At 70.1% G+C, this 14891-nt stretch carries 16 protein-coding genes; 6 read left to right on the top strand and 10 right to left on the bottom strand.

Going from position 1 to position 14891, the window contains the following annotated elements:
- Positions 1 to 15 precede the first annotated feature (15 nt).
- The 5 genes from FMM06_RS01690 to FMM06_RS16655 are packed head-to-tail and all read right to left on the bottom strand — an operon-like array spanning position 16 to position 5156.
- Positions 16 to 1953 carry a monovalent cation:proton antiporter-2 (CPA2) family protein gene (locus FMM06_RS01690; protein ID WP_185964998.1) on the bottom strand — a complete coding sequence of 646 codons (1938 nt, stop codon included), beginning with the start codon at positions 1951 to 1953 and terminating at the stop codon, positions 16 to 18.
- Positions 1950 to 2381 (bottom strand): iron-sulfur cluster assembly scaffold protein, encoded by a 432-nt coding sequence (locus FMM06_RS01685; protein ID WP_143554490.1) that lies wholly within the window; start codon positions 2379 to 2381, stop codon positions 1950 to 1952. The genes FMM06_RS01690 and FMM06_RS01685 overlap by 4 nt, the downstream gene beginning before the upstream one ends.
- 33 nt (positions 2382 to 2414) lie before the next feature.
- Positions 2415 to 3320 (bottom strand): tyrosine recombinase, encoded by a 906-nt coding sequence (locus tag FMM06_RS01680; protein WP_268900657.1) that lies wholly within the window; start codon positions 3318 to 3320, stop codon positions 2415 to 2417.
- Positions 3317 to 5035, bottom strand: a complete 1719-nt coding sequence (locus FMM06_RS17065) for a hypothetical protein (RefSeq protein WP_235889015.1) — start codon at positions 5033 to 5035, stop codon at positions 3317 to 3319. The genes FMM06_RS01680 and FMM06_RS17065 overlap by 4 nt, the downstream gene beginning before the upstream one ends.
- The gene (locus FMM06_RS16655; protein ID WP_185964997.1) at positions 5016 to 5156 is read right to left on the bottom strand and encodes a hypothetical protein; all 141 of its coding nucleotides are present in this window, start codon (positions 5154 to 5156) and stop codon (positions 5016 to 5018) included. Before FMM06_RS16655 ends, FMM06_RS17065 begins: the two co-directional genes overlap by 20 nt.
- 68 nt (positions 5157 to 5224) lie before the next feature.
- Here FMM06_RS16655 and FMM06_RS01675 point away from each other — a divergent pair, with 68 nt between their 5' ends.
- From FMM06_RS01675 to FMM06_RS01665, 3 genes are read left to right on the top strand one after another with little or no spacing between them, the layout of a single operon-like run.
- Positions 5225 to 5791, top strand: coding sequence for a shikimate kinase (locus FMM06_RS01675; RefSeq protein WP_143554488.1), 567 nt, complete (start codon positions 5225 to 5227; stop codon positions 5789 to 5791).
- Positions 5788 to 6891: a 3-dehydroquinate synthase gene (gene aroB / locus FMM06_RS01670; protein WP_143554487.1), complete on the top strand. Its 1104-nt coding sequence runs from the start codon at positions 5788 to 5790 to the stop codon at positions 6889 to 6891. The genes FMM06_RS01675 and aroB overlap by 4 nt, the downstream gene beginning before the upstream one ends.
- Entirely contained in the window at positions 6888 to 9023 is a 2136-nt protein-coding gene (locus FMM06_RS01665) for a M3 family metallopeptidase (protein ID WP_143554486.1), read from the top strand. The genes aroB and FMM06_RS01665 overlap by 4 nt, the downstream gene beginning before the upstream one ends.
- Here the strand turns inward: FMM06_RS01665 and FMM06_RS01660 are convergent.
- On the bottom strand, positions 8990 to 9637 hold the full coding sequence (locus tag FMM06_RS01660) for a glutathione S-transferase family protein (protein WP_143554485.1): 648 nt from the start codon (positions 9635 to 9637) through the stop codon (positions 8990 to 8992). The genes FMM06_RS01665 and FMM06_RS01660 overlap by 34 nt on opposite strands.
- A gap of 2 nt (positions 9638 to 9639) precedes the next feature.
- A complete protein-coding gene (locus FMM06_RS01655; protein ID WP_143554484.1) occupies positions 9640 to 11256 on the bottom strand; it encodes an alkaline phosphatase D family protein in 1617 nt (538 codons plus the stop codon).
- A 72-nt stretch (positions 11257 to 11328) separates the two neighbouring features.
- Here FMM06_RS01655 and FMM06_RS01650 point away from each other — a divergent pair, with 72 nt between their 5' ends.
- Positions 11329 to 11502, top strand: a complete 174-nt coding sequence (locus tag FMM06_RS01650; RefSeq protein WP_143554483.1) for a DUF2256 domain-containing protein — start codon at positions 11329 to 11331, stop codon at positions 11500 to 11502.
- 27 nt (positions 11503 to 11529) lie between these two features.
- The gene (locus FMM06_RS01645; protein WP_143554482.1) at positions 11530 to 12306 is read left to right on the top strand and encodes a class II aldolase/adducin family protein; all 777 of its coding nucleotides are present in this window, start codon (positions 11530 to 11532) and stop codon (positions 12304 to 12306) included.
- A gap of 3 nt (positions 12307 to 12309) precedes the next feature.
- Here the strand turns inward: FMM06_RS01645 and FMM06_RS01640 are convergent, their stop codons facing one another.
- From FMM06_RS01640 to FMM06_RS01630, 3 genes are read right to left on the bottom strand one after another with little or no spacing between them, the layout of a single operon-like run.
- Entirely contained in the window at positions 12310 to 12498 is a 189-nt protein-coding gene (locus FMM06_RS01640; RefSeq protein WP_143554481.1) for a hypothetical protein, read from the bottom strand.
- Positions 12498 to 12842: a plasmid mobilization protein gene (locus FMM06_RS01635; protein WP_143554480.1), complete on the bottom strand. Its 345-nt coding sequence runs from the start codon at positions 12840 to 12842 to the stop codon at positions 12498 to 12500. The genes FMM06_RS01640 and FMM06_RS01635 overlap by 1 nt, the downstream gene beginning before the upstream one ends.
- Before the next feature lie 45 nt (positions 12843 to 12887).
- Complete coding sequence (locus FMM06_RS01630) at positions 12888 to 13277, bottom strand: DUF423 domain-containing protein (protein ID WP_143554479.1); 390 nt, start codon at positions 13275 to 13277, stop codon at positions 12888 to 12890.
- Between the two features lie 233 nt (positions 13278 to 13510).
- Between FMM06_RS01630 and FMM06_RS01625 the strand changes: the two genes are divergently transcribed.
- The gene (locus tag FMM06_RS01625) at positions 13511 to 14860 is read left to right on the top strand and encodes a DEAD/DEAH box helicase (protein WP_143554478.1); all 1350 of its coding nucleotides are present in this window, start codon (positions 13511 to 13513) and stop codon (positions 14858 to 14860) included.
- The last annotated feature ends 31 nt before the right edge of the window (positions 14861 to 14891 follow it).

Below are 14891 nucleotides of genomic sequence, written 5' to 3'. Positions count from 1 at the left end.
TGGGATGCAGGCGTCCTAGGCGCGCACGGGCTCGCCCTGCAAGACCAGGAGGTCGGCTTGCGGTGACGGCGCGCCGTCATCGGCGTCAATTGGCCCGGCAAAGGGAATCTCGCCCATCGCCTCGGGGATGAAGGCCACGCCGGGGCGGAATAGACGCTCGGCCCCCGACAGCTGGTCGCCACTGCACAGCTGGAGTTCGAGGCGTTCGCCGTCGCGGCGGCGGAACTCGGCCTCGATCGCCGCGATCGTCTCGGGCGGAGTGCCGAGCTCCTCCAGCGTCGCCCGGCCCGCGGCGACGCCGCTGTCGAACACCTCGCGGACCGCGGTCACCTCGGGGTGGAGGCGCAGCAGGTCGAGCAGGTGGATGCGGTCGTAGGTGCGCGCGACGATCTTGAGGTCGGGGAAGGCGTCGCGGATCGGCTGGATGATGCCGACGTCCCATTTGCCGTCGATCGCCAGTACGACCGCCTGCGCGTTTTCCGCGCCCGCAGCGCGCAATATGTCGACCCGCCGCCCGTCGCCGAAATAGACGCGGTTGCCGAACAGGCGACTGACGTCGATCAGCTCGGGGTCATTGTCGATCGCGATCACCTCGACGCCGCGCGCCAGCAGCATCTGCGCGACGCCCTGACCGAAGCGCCCGCCGCCGACCAGCAGCACCCGCGCCGCGGCATCCTGAGGCGCCGCCGCCTCGGGCCCGTCGAGGTCGGTGCGCGCCACCTCGGCCGGGTTGAAGCGGCTGGCGAGGCGCACGAGCAGCGGCGTCAGCACCATCGACAGCGTCACCACCGCGCCGAACAATTGCGCCGCGGTGCCCGAGATCAGCGCACCCTGCTGGGCGGCCGCGAACAGCACGAAGCCGAACTCGCCGCCCTGCGCGAGCAGCAGGCCCATCTGGAAGGCGCGCAGCCAGCCGGTCCCGAACGCGCGCGCCAGCAGCCCGATGACGATCGTCTTGGTCGCAAGGACAGCGATCACGAGAAGCACGATCAGCCCGAACTGGTCGCGCACGACGTTCAGATCGAGCGTCATCCCGACCGACACGAAGAACAGGCCCAGCAGCAAGCCGCGGAACGGCTCGATATCGGCCTCGAGCGCATGGCGGTACGGCGATTCGGCGAGCATCACGCCCGCGACGAAGGCGCCGAGTGCCATCGACAGCCCGAGGCTCTGCATCAGCAGCGCCGCGCCGAGCACGGTGAGCAGAGCGGCGGCAGCGAAGGCCTCGCGCACGCGCAACTGGCCGATCAGGCGAAAGGCGGGGTTGAGCCCGTAGCGCCCGATGAGCACCAGCAGGCCGAGGGCGACGACGGTCACCAGCCCCTGCAGCCAGCCCGGTACGATGGTCAGCGGCGTGAATTCGATGATACGCAGCGCCTGCGTCTGCAATCCGTCGAGGGCCGGCGGCAGGCCGGGCGGCGGCGGCACGCGCGACAGCGCCGCGACGATGGTCAGCAGCGGCACAATCGCCAGATCCTGGAACAGCAGCATCGAGAAGCTGCGCGTTCCGAACGGCGTGTTGGTGATGTCCTTCTCGGCGAGCAGCTGCATGACCAGCGCGGTCGAGCTGAGCCCCAGCGGCAGCCCGACGACGAGCGCCGCCTGCCAGCTGAGCGAGGTCAGCGCCATCAGGACGGCGGTCAGCGCGAGGCCGCAGACGACGACTTGCGAGGCGCCCAGCCCGAAGATGTCGCGCCTGAGCGACCACAGCCGCGATGGCTTGAGTTCGAGCCCGATGACGAACAGCAGCAGCACGATGCCGAATTCGGCCAACCCGCTCGCCGATTCGGGGTCCTGCACGAGGCCCAAGAGCGACGGCCCGATGACGATTCCCGCCGCGAGATAGCCGAGCACCGCGCCCAGCCCGAAGCGGCTGAACAAGGGCACGATGACGACGACGGCGGCGAAATAGGCGACGGTGTCGCGCAGGATCGTGCTGTCGTGCCCCGTCACGCAGGCACCTTCGCGGCATCCTCGGCAGCAGCGGCGGCTGCGTCGAAGGCGAGCAGGATCGAGGCGTGGCGCGCCTTGTGCGGCCGTGCGGGGGCAAAGATGTCGAGGCCGGGCCAGTCGCCCGCGTCGTCGCGCGTGCCCTTCAGGAACGCAGCCAGATCGTCACGCGCGGTGGTGAGCTCGACCGCCGACCGCCCGACGACGTTCGCGTCGAGCAGCGCCGCCGCCGCCTGGCCCAGCGCGCAGGCGCGCACCTCCTGCCCGAACGCCGCGACGCGCCCTGCATCGTCGAGATCGACGTCGACCGTCACCCGGCTGCCGCAGATCGGCGAGACCCGCACGGCGCTCGCCTGGGCGTCGGCAAGCCGCGGCGACGCAGGCGTGGCGGCGAGGCGGAGGATCGCGGTGTTGTAGAGCGGCTCGGACATTGCGCCCACGATATAGGGCGTTTTCGCGGAAACCTAGTCGGCGAGCGGATGCCGCGTGTTGACGAGGTCGACGAGCGCCTTCGACTGGACGTGGGTGTAGATCTGCGTCGTCGCGATGTCGGCGTGGCCGAGCAGGGTCTGCAGCGTGCGCAGGTCGGCGCCGCCTTCGAGGAGGTGGGTCGCGAAGGCGTGGCGAAGCACATGGGGGCTGATCCGCGCGGGCGGAATGCCGGCTTCGGCCGCGAGTCCCTTCAGCAGCTGGAACAGGCGGACGCGGCTGAGGTGGCTCGCGCCGCTGGGGAACAGGTAGCGCTCCCCGGGCGCGACGTTGGCGGCATGCGCCGCGACGGCGCGCTCGGCGGCACCGCCGACGGGGACCAGGCGCTGCTTGCCGCCCTTGCCGGTCAGGATGGCGTGCCCCTGGCCGGTGCGGACGGCATGGCGCGGCAGCGAGACGAGCTCGGTGGCGCGCAGGCCCGACCCGTAGAGCAGCTCGACGAGGGCCGATAGGCGCAGGTTTGCGGGCGAAGCATCGGCGGCGAGCCGTTCGCTCAGCACCGCGAACAATCGCGCGACGTCCCCCTCGGCGAGCGTCTTGGGCAGGGGCCGCGCCGGGGCGGGCGCCTCGATCAGCTGCGCCGGATCGTCGGCGCGGTGCCCCTCGGCGGCGAGGAACGCGAAGAAGCGGCGCAGCACCGACCCCTTGCGCGCCACCGTGGCACGCGCGAGGCCCGACCACCCCGCGACGAGCCGCGCCAGGTCGGCGGGCGCAGCGCGCGCCAATTGTCCGGACAAATCTTCACTCGCCAGCCGCAGGTCGCGGCCATAGGCCAGCAGCGTGTTTTTCGCCGCGCCCTGTTCGGCGGCCAGCATGTCGAGATACAGCGCGATGGCGCCCCCGTCTGTTAAGGAGCCGTCCGACAGGTCGGGGCGCGTCACCCCCGCGTGACCGCCTCGGCAACGAGCAGCCGCGCCTCCTGCGCGCGCCCGACCCGGACGTACGCCGCGACGATCGCGCCGAAATGTGCAGGCGGCACCGCGCGCCAGTCGCACTGCAGCCCCGACGCCGCGAGCACCGCGACCTCGCCCGCGCTGCCGCGTGCTGCGGCCGATGCGAGCGCGCGCGTCCAGCTGTTGGACACCGGGGTCAGGCCGAGGTCGGTGCGCACCGCCGCCCAGCCCTCGCCGCGCGTCCGGCCGAGCGCGTCGAGCCCGGCGAGCAGCAGCCGTGCCCGATGCTCGTCGTTGTCGCCGTCGGCCCAGGTTTCGAAACGCTCGGGCGTCACCGGCACGCCGCCGCTGCTGGCGAGCAGGCCCCATGCGCGCGGCACCGCGTCGCTGCCGTCGAGCACGCGCCACCAGCGCAGCGCCTCACGCTCGAGCCCGACCCCCAGCAGTGCCGCGATCACGTCGGGCGCCTCGGCAGCCCGGCGCTTGTCGACGGGCAGGCGCGCGGCGGGAAGTGCCGTCTCCAGCAGTGCGGCATAGCGCGCTTGCGGGGTCTTCGCCTCGTCGCGGATCGCCTTCAGCGCGGCATAGCGGTCGCCGAGCGACGCAGCCGCATAGGCGCTGCGCAGCCGCGACGCCGGCGACCCCGCCAGACCCTCGTCATCCGCCGTCGCGGCGATCGTCGACACCAGCTCCTGCGCCGACGCGATGCCCAGCGCCGCCGCCGGCCGCACCGCCGCGAGCCGTGCGGTGTCGCCGATGCCGGGCGCGCGCAGCACCCAGCCGGGCGGCATGCCTGCCAGGCGCGCGTCGGGCACCCGCACCCCCGCCGCGACCGCAACGCCGAAGCGGTACGGCGTCAGCCGCGGCACAGTCTCCCACTCGATATTCGCCGCGCGCCCGCCGCCCCCCGACAGCGTCGCGACACGCTCGGCAAGCTGCAGGTCGAACGGATCGAGCGTGTCGCTGCCCTTCAGCCGGTCGAAGACGCTGGCCGAGGTCAGGTCGTCACCGGACATCGCGCCGCACATGCCGGTCAGCAGCTTCCACAGCGGATCGCGGCTGACCGCGACGCCGGTCTGCGCCAGCGGGCACAGCCCGCCGATGTCGGCCGCCGCCAAATGAGCCTGCCCTGCGACGCGGTACAGCGACGGCGAATAGCGGTCGGCAGGCACCGCATCGACCAGCGCTACCGCCCCGTCGACCTCGCCCATCGCGAGCAAGGTCCGCGCCCGCGCCGCGATCCAGTCGGCGGGCGCGATCCCGCCGGGCGCGCTCGATTCGCTGAGCAATGCACGGCGCAGCACGATATGCGCCCAGCGCGACGCGACCGGCGTGTCGAGGCGATACAGCACCCCCGCGACGAAGCGGCCGTTGCTGCCGGTGAATGCGGCCGTGCCATAGCCGCCGTTGTCGAGCCGCAGCGGCCCGGCGACGTCGATGCTGCGCCCCGTCGCTGCGGGCAGGTCGAACGGGCTCGGCGCGACCTCGGCTTCCTCGGGCACGGCAAGCGCGGCTGCGGGCGCATCGGGAACCGGCGCGATCACGGGTTCGGCGCTCTCCACCGGCGGCGGGGGCGCGGTCTCCAGCCCCTCGGGCAGCAGCGATTCGGGAGCGTCGGCCTGTTGCGAGACGACCGGCAGCGCGACCAGCAACGCCGCGGTCAGCAGCCCGCCGAGCGCGAGCCTATGGCGCCGCAGGCGCATTCGGCAGCACTTTTTCGACCCGCGCGGTCGGCGCCGGCACGTCCGCCGTGCCGAGCCAGATCAGCCCGCCGACGGCGATCACCAGCAGTATGACGAAGATCCAGAGAACCAGACGACCCATGTATGTCCCAACGCTTGGCCAACGCCGCACCCTTGGCGGCTCAAGCCCCGCGTGTATATCGAACGCCGATGGAGTGCGATGCGAAATCAACGCCGCGGCGCGGACGGGCACCGGCGCAGCCCGTCGTGCTCGTCGGGCTGATGGGAGTCGGCAAGTCGACGATCGGCCGGCGGCTCAGTGCCCGCCTCGGGCTGCCCTTCGTCGATGCCGATACCGAGATCGAAACCGCGAGCGGGCTGAGCGTCGCCGAAATCTTCGAACGCTACGGCGAGGCGCATTTTCGCGACGGCGAGCGGCGCGTCATCGCGCGGCTGATCGAGGGGCCCGCCAAGGTCATCGCGACCGGCGGCGGCGCCTTCATCCAGGACGAGACACGCGCGCTGATCCTGGCGCGCGCCATCGCGGTGTGGCTCGATGCCGATCTGCAGACGCTGATCGACCGCGTCGCGCGGCGCTCGCACCGGCCGCTGCTCAAGGACCGCGATCCTGCGCAAGTGCTTGCCGAACTCGCCGCGGTGCGGAACCCGATCTACGCGCAGGCGCACATCCACATCTCGTCGAAGCCCTCGCCGCACGAGGTGACGGTCGAGGCAATCGTCGCTGCACTGGCCGAGCACCGGCGGGCCGCCGCATGATCACCGTCGAGGTCGCGCTGGGCGCGCGGCGCTACCCGATCCACATCGGCGGCGGCGAACTGGGCAACGCCGGCCGCCACCTCGCGGCCGTCGGGGTGAAACGCCGCGTCGCGGTGGTCACCGATGCGAGCGTCGCCGCGCTCCACCTCGACCAGCTGCGCGCCGGCCTCGGCGAGCTGATGGGCGAGGTCATCGTCCTGCCGCCCGGCGAGGCGACCAAGAACTGGCGCACGCTGGAGAGCGTCGTCGAGCGGCTGCTCGCGAGCGGCGTCGAGCGCGGCGATACCGTCGTGGCGTTCGGCGGCGGGGTGATCGGCGACCTGACGGGCTTCGCCTGCGCGATCCTGCGGCGCGGCTGCAAGTTCGTGCAGGTGCCGACGACCCTGTTGGCGCAGGTCGACAGTTCGGTCGGCGGCAAGACCGCGATCAATGCGGCCGCCGGCAAGAACCTCGTGGGGGCGTTTCACCAGCCCGAGCTGGTGCTGATCGACCCCGACCTGCTCGACACATTGCCCGACCGCGAGCTGCGAGCCGGCTATGCCGAGGTCGTCAAGTACGGGCTGATCGGCGACCCCGGCTTCTTCGACTGGTGCGAGGCGAATGTCGCCGCCCTGCTGGCGCGCGACGAGGACGCGCTGACGAACGCCATCGCCGTGTCGTGCCGCGCCAAGGCCGCGACCGTCGCCGCCGACGAGCATGAGACGAGCGGCATCCGCGCGCTTCTCAACCTCGGCCACACTTTCGGCCATGCGCTCGAGGCGGAGGCGGGCTTCTCCGACCGGCTGCTGCACGGCGAGGCGGTCGCCACCGGCATGGCGCTGGCGTTCGACTTCTCTGCGAGCCAAGGTCTATGCAGCGCCGCCGATGCGGCGCGGGTGCGGGCGCATCTGGTCGCGGCCGGGCTGCCCGTCGATCCGCTTCCCGCCGACGCTGCCGACCTCATCGCGCACATGCGGCAGGACAAGAAGATGGCGGCGGGCAACCTCGCGTTCATCCTCGCGCGCGGTATAGGGCAGGCTTTCGTTGCGACGGACGTGTCGCTCGCGGCAGTCGAAATCTTCCTCGGGCAGAGGCTCGCGGACTTGGGGAAAAACAGATGAAGGCCAGGCTGATGATCGGTGTCGCTGCCGCAATCGTGGGGGCGCCGCTCGCCGCGCAGACCGCCAACCCGCTCCTCGCACCGTGGACGGGGCCGTACGGCGGCACGCCTGCGTTCGACAAGGTGCGCGTCGCCGACTTCGTCCCCGCAATGGACGTCGCCATCGCCGAGACGCTGCGCGAGATCGACGCGATCGCCAACAACCCCGCGCCGCCGACCTTCGAGAATACGATCGTCGCGATGGAGCGTTCGGGCGCGGCGCTGTCGCGCGGCGGGGCGCTGTTCGGCGTCTGGTCGGGCAACCTGAAGACCGCCGACTTCCAGAAGGTCGAGACCGAGGTCTTCCCGAAGTATGCCGCGCTCGGCGACCGTATCACGCAGAACGCCGCCCTCTTCGCGCGCGTCGACGCCGTCTACAACTCCCCCGACAAAGCGAAGCTGACGCCCGAGCAGCAGCGCCTGACCTGGGTTGTGTGGAACCGCTTCGCGCAGCAGGGCGCCAAGCTGACGCCGGCGCAGAAGATCGAATTTTCGGCGAACAATCAGAAGCTCGCGGGCCTGTACGCGAAGTTCGCGCAGAACCAGCTGGCGGACGAGGAGTCGCTGTTCCTGACCCTCGACAGCGCGGCGCAGCTCAAGGGCCTGCCCAAGGCACAGGTCGACGCGGCGGCGGCCGAGGCGGTCAAGCGCGGCGTGCCCGGCAAATGGGTGATCTCGAACACCCGCTCGTCGATGGAGCCGTTCCTGACCTATGCCGACGACCGCGCGGCGCGCGAGAAGGGCTTCCGCCTGTGGACGTCGCGCGGCGACGGCGGCGGCTCGACCGACAACAACGCCCTCGTCACGCAGATCCTCGCGCTGCGGGCCGCGCAGGCGAAGCTGATTGGCTATCCGACCTTCGCGCACTGGACGCTGGCCGACCGCATGGCGAAGAACCCGGAGACCGCGCTGGCGCTGTCGCTGCAGGCGTGGAAGCCCGCCGTCGAACAGGTCCGCAAGGATGTTGCGGTGATGCAGGCGGTCGTCGACGCCGATAAGGGCGGCTTCAAGATCGCGCCCTGGGACTATCGCTACTATGCCGAGAAGGTCCGCAAGGCGAAGTACGACCTCGATCTCAACGAGGTGAAGCCGTACCTGCAACTCGACAACATCCGCAAGGCGATGTTCTGGGTCGCCGAGAAGAACTACGGCCTGACCTTCACGCAGGTGAATGACGTCACCGTCTTCCACCCCGACGTGACGGTTTGGAAGGTGACCCGCGGCGGCAAGCATGTCGGCCTGTGGTACTTCGACCCGTTCGCGCGCGCCGGCAAGAATTCGGGCGCGTGGATGAGCGCGTACCGCGAGCAGTCGCGCTACGACGGCGAGGTGCCGACGATCGTCTCCAACAACTCGAACTTCATCAAGGCGCCCGAAGGCCAGCCGACGACGATCAGCTTCGACGACGCGCGCACGATGTTCCACGAGTTCGGCCATGCGCTGCACGGCCTCAACTCGAACGTCACCTACCCGACGGTGTCGGGGACCAACACGGTGCGTGACTTCGTCGAGTTCCCGAGCCAGATCCACGAGCATTTCTTCGACACCGCCGAAGTGCGGAAGTTCTTCGTCAACGCCAAGGGCGAGCCGCTGCCGCCCGCGCTGATCAAGAAGATCGAGGCGGCGAACCTGTTCAACCTCGCCTTCTCGGTCGTCGAGGCGCAGGCGAGCGCGCTGATCGACATGAAGCTGCACCTGGCGGGCGCGTCGCCGATCGACCCCAAGGCGTTCGAGAAGACGACGCTCGCCGAACTCGGCATGCCGTCGGAGATCGTCATGCGCCACCGCATCCCGGCATTCGGGCACATCTTCGCGGGCGAGGGCTATGCCGCGGGATATTACGGCTATCTCTGGGCCGAAGTCCTCGACAACGATGCCTTCGAGGCGTTCACCGAGGCCGGCAGCGCCTTCGACCCGCAAGTCGCCAAGCGCTTCCACGATACGATCATGTCGGTCGGCAACACCGTCGACCCGGCGACCGCCTTCCGCAACTTCCGCGGGCGCGATCCCAAGGTCGATGCATGGCTGCGTGACAAGGGCTTTGCGCCCGCCGCCACGGCTCAGTCGCGGTCGGGCGCGCCGAGCGGGAAGTAGGCGCGGAACGGGCGCGCCTCGTCGACCGCGCGAGCGAACGACGGGCGCGCCAGCAAGCGGCGGCGATAGGCGTGGACGTTGGCGAAGCGCGCCGGGATCGGATGCGTCCAGTCGGCGTAGAACAGCGCAGGCGCCGCGGCGCAGTCGGCGAGGCTGAAGTCGCCGCTCGCCCATTCGCGGTCCGCCATGTGCAGGTCGAGCCAGGTATAGGCCGTCTCCAGCATCGCGCGCGCCTGGGCTGCTCCCACGGCGTCGCGGTCGCCGGGCTCCCGCAGATGATCGAAGACGATCTTCTGCTGCGGGGTCATGACATAATTGTCGAAGAAGCGGTCGAGCGCGCGGACGTCGAGCGCCGCCCCGGGGTCGGCTGGCAGCATCGCGACCGGTCCCGGATGATGGATCGCCAGATGCTCGATGATGATCGTCGCCTCGACGATCGTCTCGTCCTCGTCGACCAGGATCGGGAATTGCTTGAACGGCCAGCGCGCCGCCAGCTCGTCCATCGCGTCGGGTTCGTCGACGCGCCGCCATTCGAACGGCGTGTCGTTCTCGTACAGCGCGATCAGCACCTTCTGGCAGTAGGACGAGAAGGGGTGGGCGAAGAGCTGGAGCATCGTCAGGCCAGCGTCATCCGCCGCTCGCCCCGCCGCACCGTCGCCGCCTGGCCGCGGCTGGTGGCGTAGGTCGGCGACAGGATCGACTGCATGAACACCCAGTCGGCGCGCGCCGCGTCGGGCGTGAACGCGACCGTCAGGTAGCCGCGCCGCGACAGGTCGGCCCATTTCAGCTCAGGGTTCGCGCCGACGACGCCCGCCGCGACGATTTTCGGATCGGCCTTGAGCGCCGCTTCGAATCCCGGCGAGGTCACGCCCTGCCCGGCGAACTCGACGCCCGCCGGCTTGCCGCCCTCCGCCAGGTCGCACGCCCAGGCGTTGTGGCTGTCGCCGGACACGACGACGAGGTCGGCGTTCGCATCCTGCGCGCTCTTGAGGAAGCGCGACCGTGCCGGGTCGTAGCCGCCCCAGCTGTCGAGGTTCATCGGCAGGCCGACGCTCGCCGCCAGCTGGCCGGCCTGCATATAGGCCTTGGCGCGTGCCGGGGCGTCGGGGCCGAGCCAGTCGGCGGCCTGCTTCGGCGCGACGACCTTGCCCATCACCAGCTGCTGCGCGACGAGCTGCCAGCGCGTGCCCGCCGCCGTCGATGCCTTCAGGTTCTCGGCGACCCACTTCTCCTGCTCGACGCCGAGCAGCGTGCGCTTCGGATCGCTCCACGCACCGTCGCGGAAGCCGATCAGCGCCTCGCGCCCGCCCTTGATCACCGGCGCCAGCGACAGCTGCTTGTCACGCCCCTCGACCCGGGTATCGAGCACCAGCAGCGACGCGAGGTCGCCGATGTCGTAGCGATTGTACGCCCGCGGCGCGACGGGCAGCCATTCCTGATACGCTTGGCGCGCCACCGCCTTGCGTGTCGCCCAATCGCCCTCGTTCGGCTGGTGATTCTCGGCGCCGTCTTTCCAGGCGTCGTTGGTAAACTCATGGTCGTCCCAGATGCTGATCATCGGGAAGCGCCGGTGCAATGCGCGCAGGTCGGGATCGCGGCGGTAGTCGGCGTAGCGCGTGCGATAATCCTCCAGCCTGACGATCTCGCCCGCCGGGCCCGCGAGCCGGCTGGGAATGCCCTTGCCGGCGTCGGGATACTTGCCGTGTTCGTATTCGTAGAGATAGTCGCCGACGTGGACGACGAGGTCGATGTCGTTGCGCTTAGCGGCGTGGCCATAGGCGTTGAAAAAGCCGAAGCCGATGTTCGAGCAGCTGAACACCGCGACGTTGAAGCGGTCGGTGCGGCCCTGCGGCAGGGTGCGCGTCCGTCCCGTCTCCGAGCGCACGCCGTCGGGACCGACGAAGCGGTAGAAATACCATTTGCCGGGCGTCAGCCCGTCGGCGCGGACGCGCACGCACCAGTCGCCGGCGGGATCGGCGACGCCCTCGGCGCGCGCGACGATGTGCCCGAAGCCGGGTTCGGCGGCGACCTCGACGCGCAGCGGCTGGGCGGCGCTCCCCGTCCCGACATAGCGCGTCCAAAGCAGCACCGACGTGCCCGCCGGATCGCCGCTCGCGACGCTGTGGGTGAAGCCGCGCATCGGCGCAGCGGCCGCACTGCCCGGCAGCAGCGCCAGGGCGCCGCCGCTCAATCCGAGGCTTAGCAGCCCCCGCCGGTCGAACTCGCTACGCATGATCGATACTCCCCAATGCCGCACCCGCGCTTTTCTAGGGCGGTTCCGTGACAGTTCGGCCTATCCTGGCGCATGCCCCGGATGCGCCACAAGGCCGATCTGCCGTCGAAGCCGTGCCTGACCTGTGGCCGCCCGTTCGCGTGGCGCAAGAAATGGGAGCGCGATTGGGAGAATGTCCGCTACTGCTCCGACAAGTGCCGCATGACGCGCGGCGCTTCCCAAAGCCCTGCGGTTCCGGCAGACTGACGCGCACGTCAACCCGGAGCGCGTTCCATGGCCACTGTCCTGAAATCGGTCGACGATGTCCGGTCGAGCGTCACGCCTGAGGAATGGGCGGTCCGCGTCGACCTGGCGGCCGCCTATCGCCTGGTCGCGCTATACGGCTGGGACGACCTGATCTTCACGCATCTGTCGGCGCGCGTGCCCGGCCCCGAGCATCACTTCCTGATCAACCCGTATAATTTGATGTTCGAGGAGATCACCGCGTCGAGCCTCGTCAAGATCGACGTCGATGGGCATCCGGTGATGCCGACGCCGTATCTCGTGAACCCGGCGGGTTTCACTATCCACTCGGCGATCCACATGGCGCGCGACGATGCGCAGGCGGTGATGCACCTCCACACATCGAGCGGCCAGGCGGTCGCGGCGCAGGCGGAGGGGCTGATGCCGATCACCCAGACCGCGATGCTGATCCGCGAGCAGGTCGCCTACCACCACTATGAGGGCGTCGCGACCGACCTCGAGGAACGCGAGCGGCTGGTCGAGGATCTGGGTACCAAGGACGCGATGATCCTGCGCAACCACGGCACGCTGACCGTCGGCGCGACCGTCGGCCAGTGCTTCATCAAGATGTATTTCCTCGAACGCGCCTGCGACGCCCAGATCAAGGCGCTGTCGGCGGGTATCGCAGGGCTCAACGCCGCGCCGCAGGGCACGCCCGAGAAGGCTGCGGGCCAGGGCAGCGCGGGCCTCGGCATCGTCGCAGACCGGCTGGCGTGGCCGGCGCTGCTGCGCAAGCTCGACCGGCTCGATCCGTCTTTCCGGGATTGAGACTCAGGTCAGCCGCGGCGTCTCGGCGCGGCGCTGCGCCTCGCCGATGATGATCTCCAGTCGCAGGACGCGGTCACGCAGCTGATCATGCGCGCTCGAAAGTTTCTCGACCTGCGCCGTCAGCTGATCGACGCGATGCTCGAACAGGATGATGCTGCGCGTCGCCGACAGGATCCGATCGAAGACGCTCATCAGGCAGCGCGGCCGAGCAGTGCTGCAACCCCCGAAAGGTCGAGCCCGGCAACCTCGGCCTCGATCCGCGCGCGGCGCTCGGCATCGCGGCCAGGATCGAGTGTCGCATCGACCCGCGCGATGGTCGTGTCGAGCCGGTCGCTCATCCGGACGACCGCCTTCTCCAATTCGGTCGCCAGCACTTCGAGTTCGGCCTGCTGGTCCGCATTCGGCGAAGCCTCGGCACCGATCACCGCGCGCTTGATGAACTCGCCCATGCTCAAACTTGCGGCGGCAGCGCGCGACTGCAGAGCACGCTTCTCCGCCGGTTCGAATAGCACCACTACACGCTCTGTCGCTGCCATCACCATCTCCTGACAATGACCATGATAATGGTTGACGACTACGGGTCAAGCGTCGCGCTTGCTTCCCAGCATCTTGTCCATCGCCGGACTCGCGATGCCCGCGATGACCAGCCACGCCCAGCCTGCCATCATCGCGGTACCGCCGATCGGCGCGAGGGCCGCGACGCCGCGCGGGGCACCGAGCGCCAGCGCATCGAGGACGCCCGCGAAGATCAGGCTGCCGACCGCGATCAGCCACGCCCCGCCGCGCACCATCGGCGTGTCCCGCCAGCCGAGCAGCGCGAAGACCGCGGCGACGTGCGGCAGTTGGAACAGCACGCCGGTCATGATCCAGTCGCGAGCCTGCGGGTCCTTGATGCCGTGCGCGGCGAAGGTGCCGAAGGTGATCGCGACGAGCGCGTTGAACGCCGCGAGGACGGGGAGATAACGGGCCATCAGTCACCCTAGCCTGCCCGCCAGCCCACCGCCAATTGACTTTCCCGCCGCACTGCACCATATCGTACTGGCGTCAGCGGCATCGCCGCCAGGACGGGTGCGTGATCGGCGGCTTTTCGCCCGACCCCTCCTCAGCCGCAAGCCCCAGGGCCGCCCCCATCACGCGGGTCGTCAGCGAACCCGCGTTCGCGTGACCGACAGGCGCGCGCACGCTCAGATTACGAGCTATATCCATGACCTTTTTTACCGACTTCGGCCTGGCCGATCCGCTCGCCCGCGCGCTCGACGCCAAGGGCTATACCGAACCCACCCCGATCCAGTGCCAGGCGATCCCGATCGTCATGCAGGGCCGCGACCTGTGCGGCATCGCGCAGACCGGCACCGGCAAGACCGCGGCGTTCGCGCTGCCGACGCTGCACCGCCTCGCCGCCGCCCCGAAGCAGCTCGGCCGCGGCCATGTCCGCTGCCTGGTGCTCGCGCCGACGCGTGAGCTCGCAAGCCAGATCGCCGAGAGCTTCACCGCCTACGGCAAGTTCATGAAGCTGCGTGTTGAGACGGTTTTTGGCGGCGTGCCGATTAACCGGCAGGAGCGCGCCATGCAGTACGGCGTCGACGTCCTCGTCGCGACCCCGGGCCGCCTGATCGACCTGATCGACCGCGGCGCGATCACGCTGCGCATGGTCGAGGTGCTGATCCTCGACGAGGCCGACCAGATGCTCGACCTGGGCTTCATCCACGCGCTGAAGCGCCTCGTCACCATGGTGCCGAAGCAGCGCCAGACCCTGTTTTTCTCGGCGACCATGCCGCGCGCCATCGAGGATCTCGCCGCCAAGTTCCTGACCAACCCGGCCAAGGTCTCGGTCAAGCCCGCCGCCACGACCGCCGAGCGCGTCGAGCAGTCGGTCTATCTCGTCAACCAGTCGGAAAAGCCCGCGCTGCTCCAGATCGAGCTTCGCAAGGAGGGCGTCGAGCGCAGCCTGGTGTTCACCCGCACCAAGCACGGCGCCGACCGCGTCGTCCGCCAGCTCGGCAACGCCGGCATCCAGTCCGCTGCGATCCACGGCAACAAGAGCCAGGGCCAGCGCGAGCGTGCCCTCGCCGACTTCAAGGCCGGCAAGGTCAAGGTGCTGATCGCCACCGACATCGCGGCGCGCGGCATCGATGTCACCGGCGTCAGCCACGTCTTCAACTACGAGCTGCCCAACGTCCCCGAGTCCTACGTCCACCGCATCGGGCGGACGGCGCGTGCGGGTGCGGCGGGCCAGGCCGTGGCGTTCTGCGCCGACGACGAGAAGCCGTACCTGAAGGACATCGAGAAGCTGACGCGGCAGGAGATCGTCCGCATGCCGCTGCCGCAAGACTTCCGCGCGCTGGTCTCGGCCGCCGCGAAGGTCGAGCGTGCGTCGCCGCAGCCGGTGCGCGAGGAGCGTCACCCGCAGTCGATGGCCGGCCGCCGTGCCGGTGCCGGCGGTGCAGGCGGCGGTCGTGGCCGCGGCAACGGCGGTGGCGGCGGCGGCGGCGGTGCCCGCCCGCCGCGCGACCCGCGCGTCGTGGTCAACCCACTGCGCTCGCGAGGTCGGTAACTCCGCACTTCGTCATCCCCGCGAAGGCGGG

This window comes from Glacieibacterium frigidum (assembly GCF_007097155.1).
Taxonomy (GTDB): Bacteria; Pseudomonadota; Alphaproteobacteria; order Sphingomonadales; family Sphingomonadaceae; genus Glacieibacterium; species Glacieibacterium frigidum.
The sequence above is the reverse complement of the archived record's forward strand: the minus strand, read 5'-3'. Positions and strand labels throughout refer to the sequence as shown.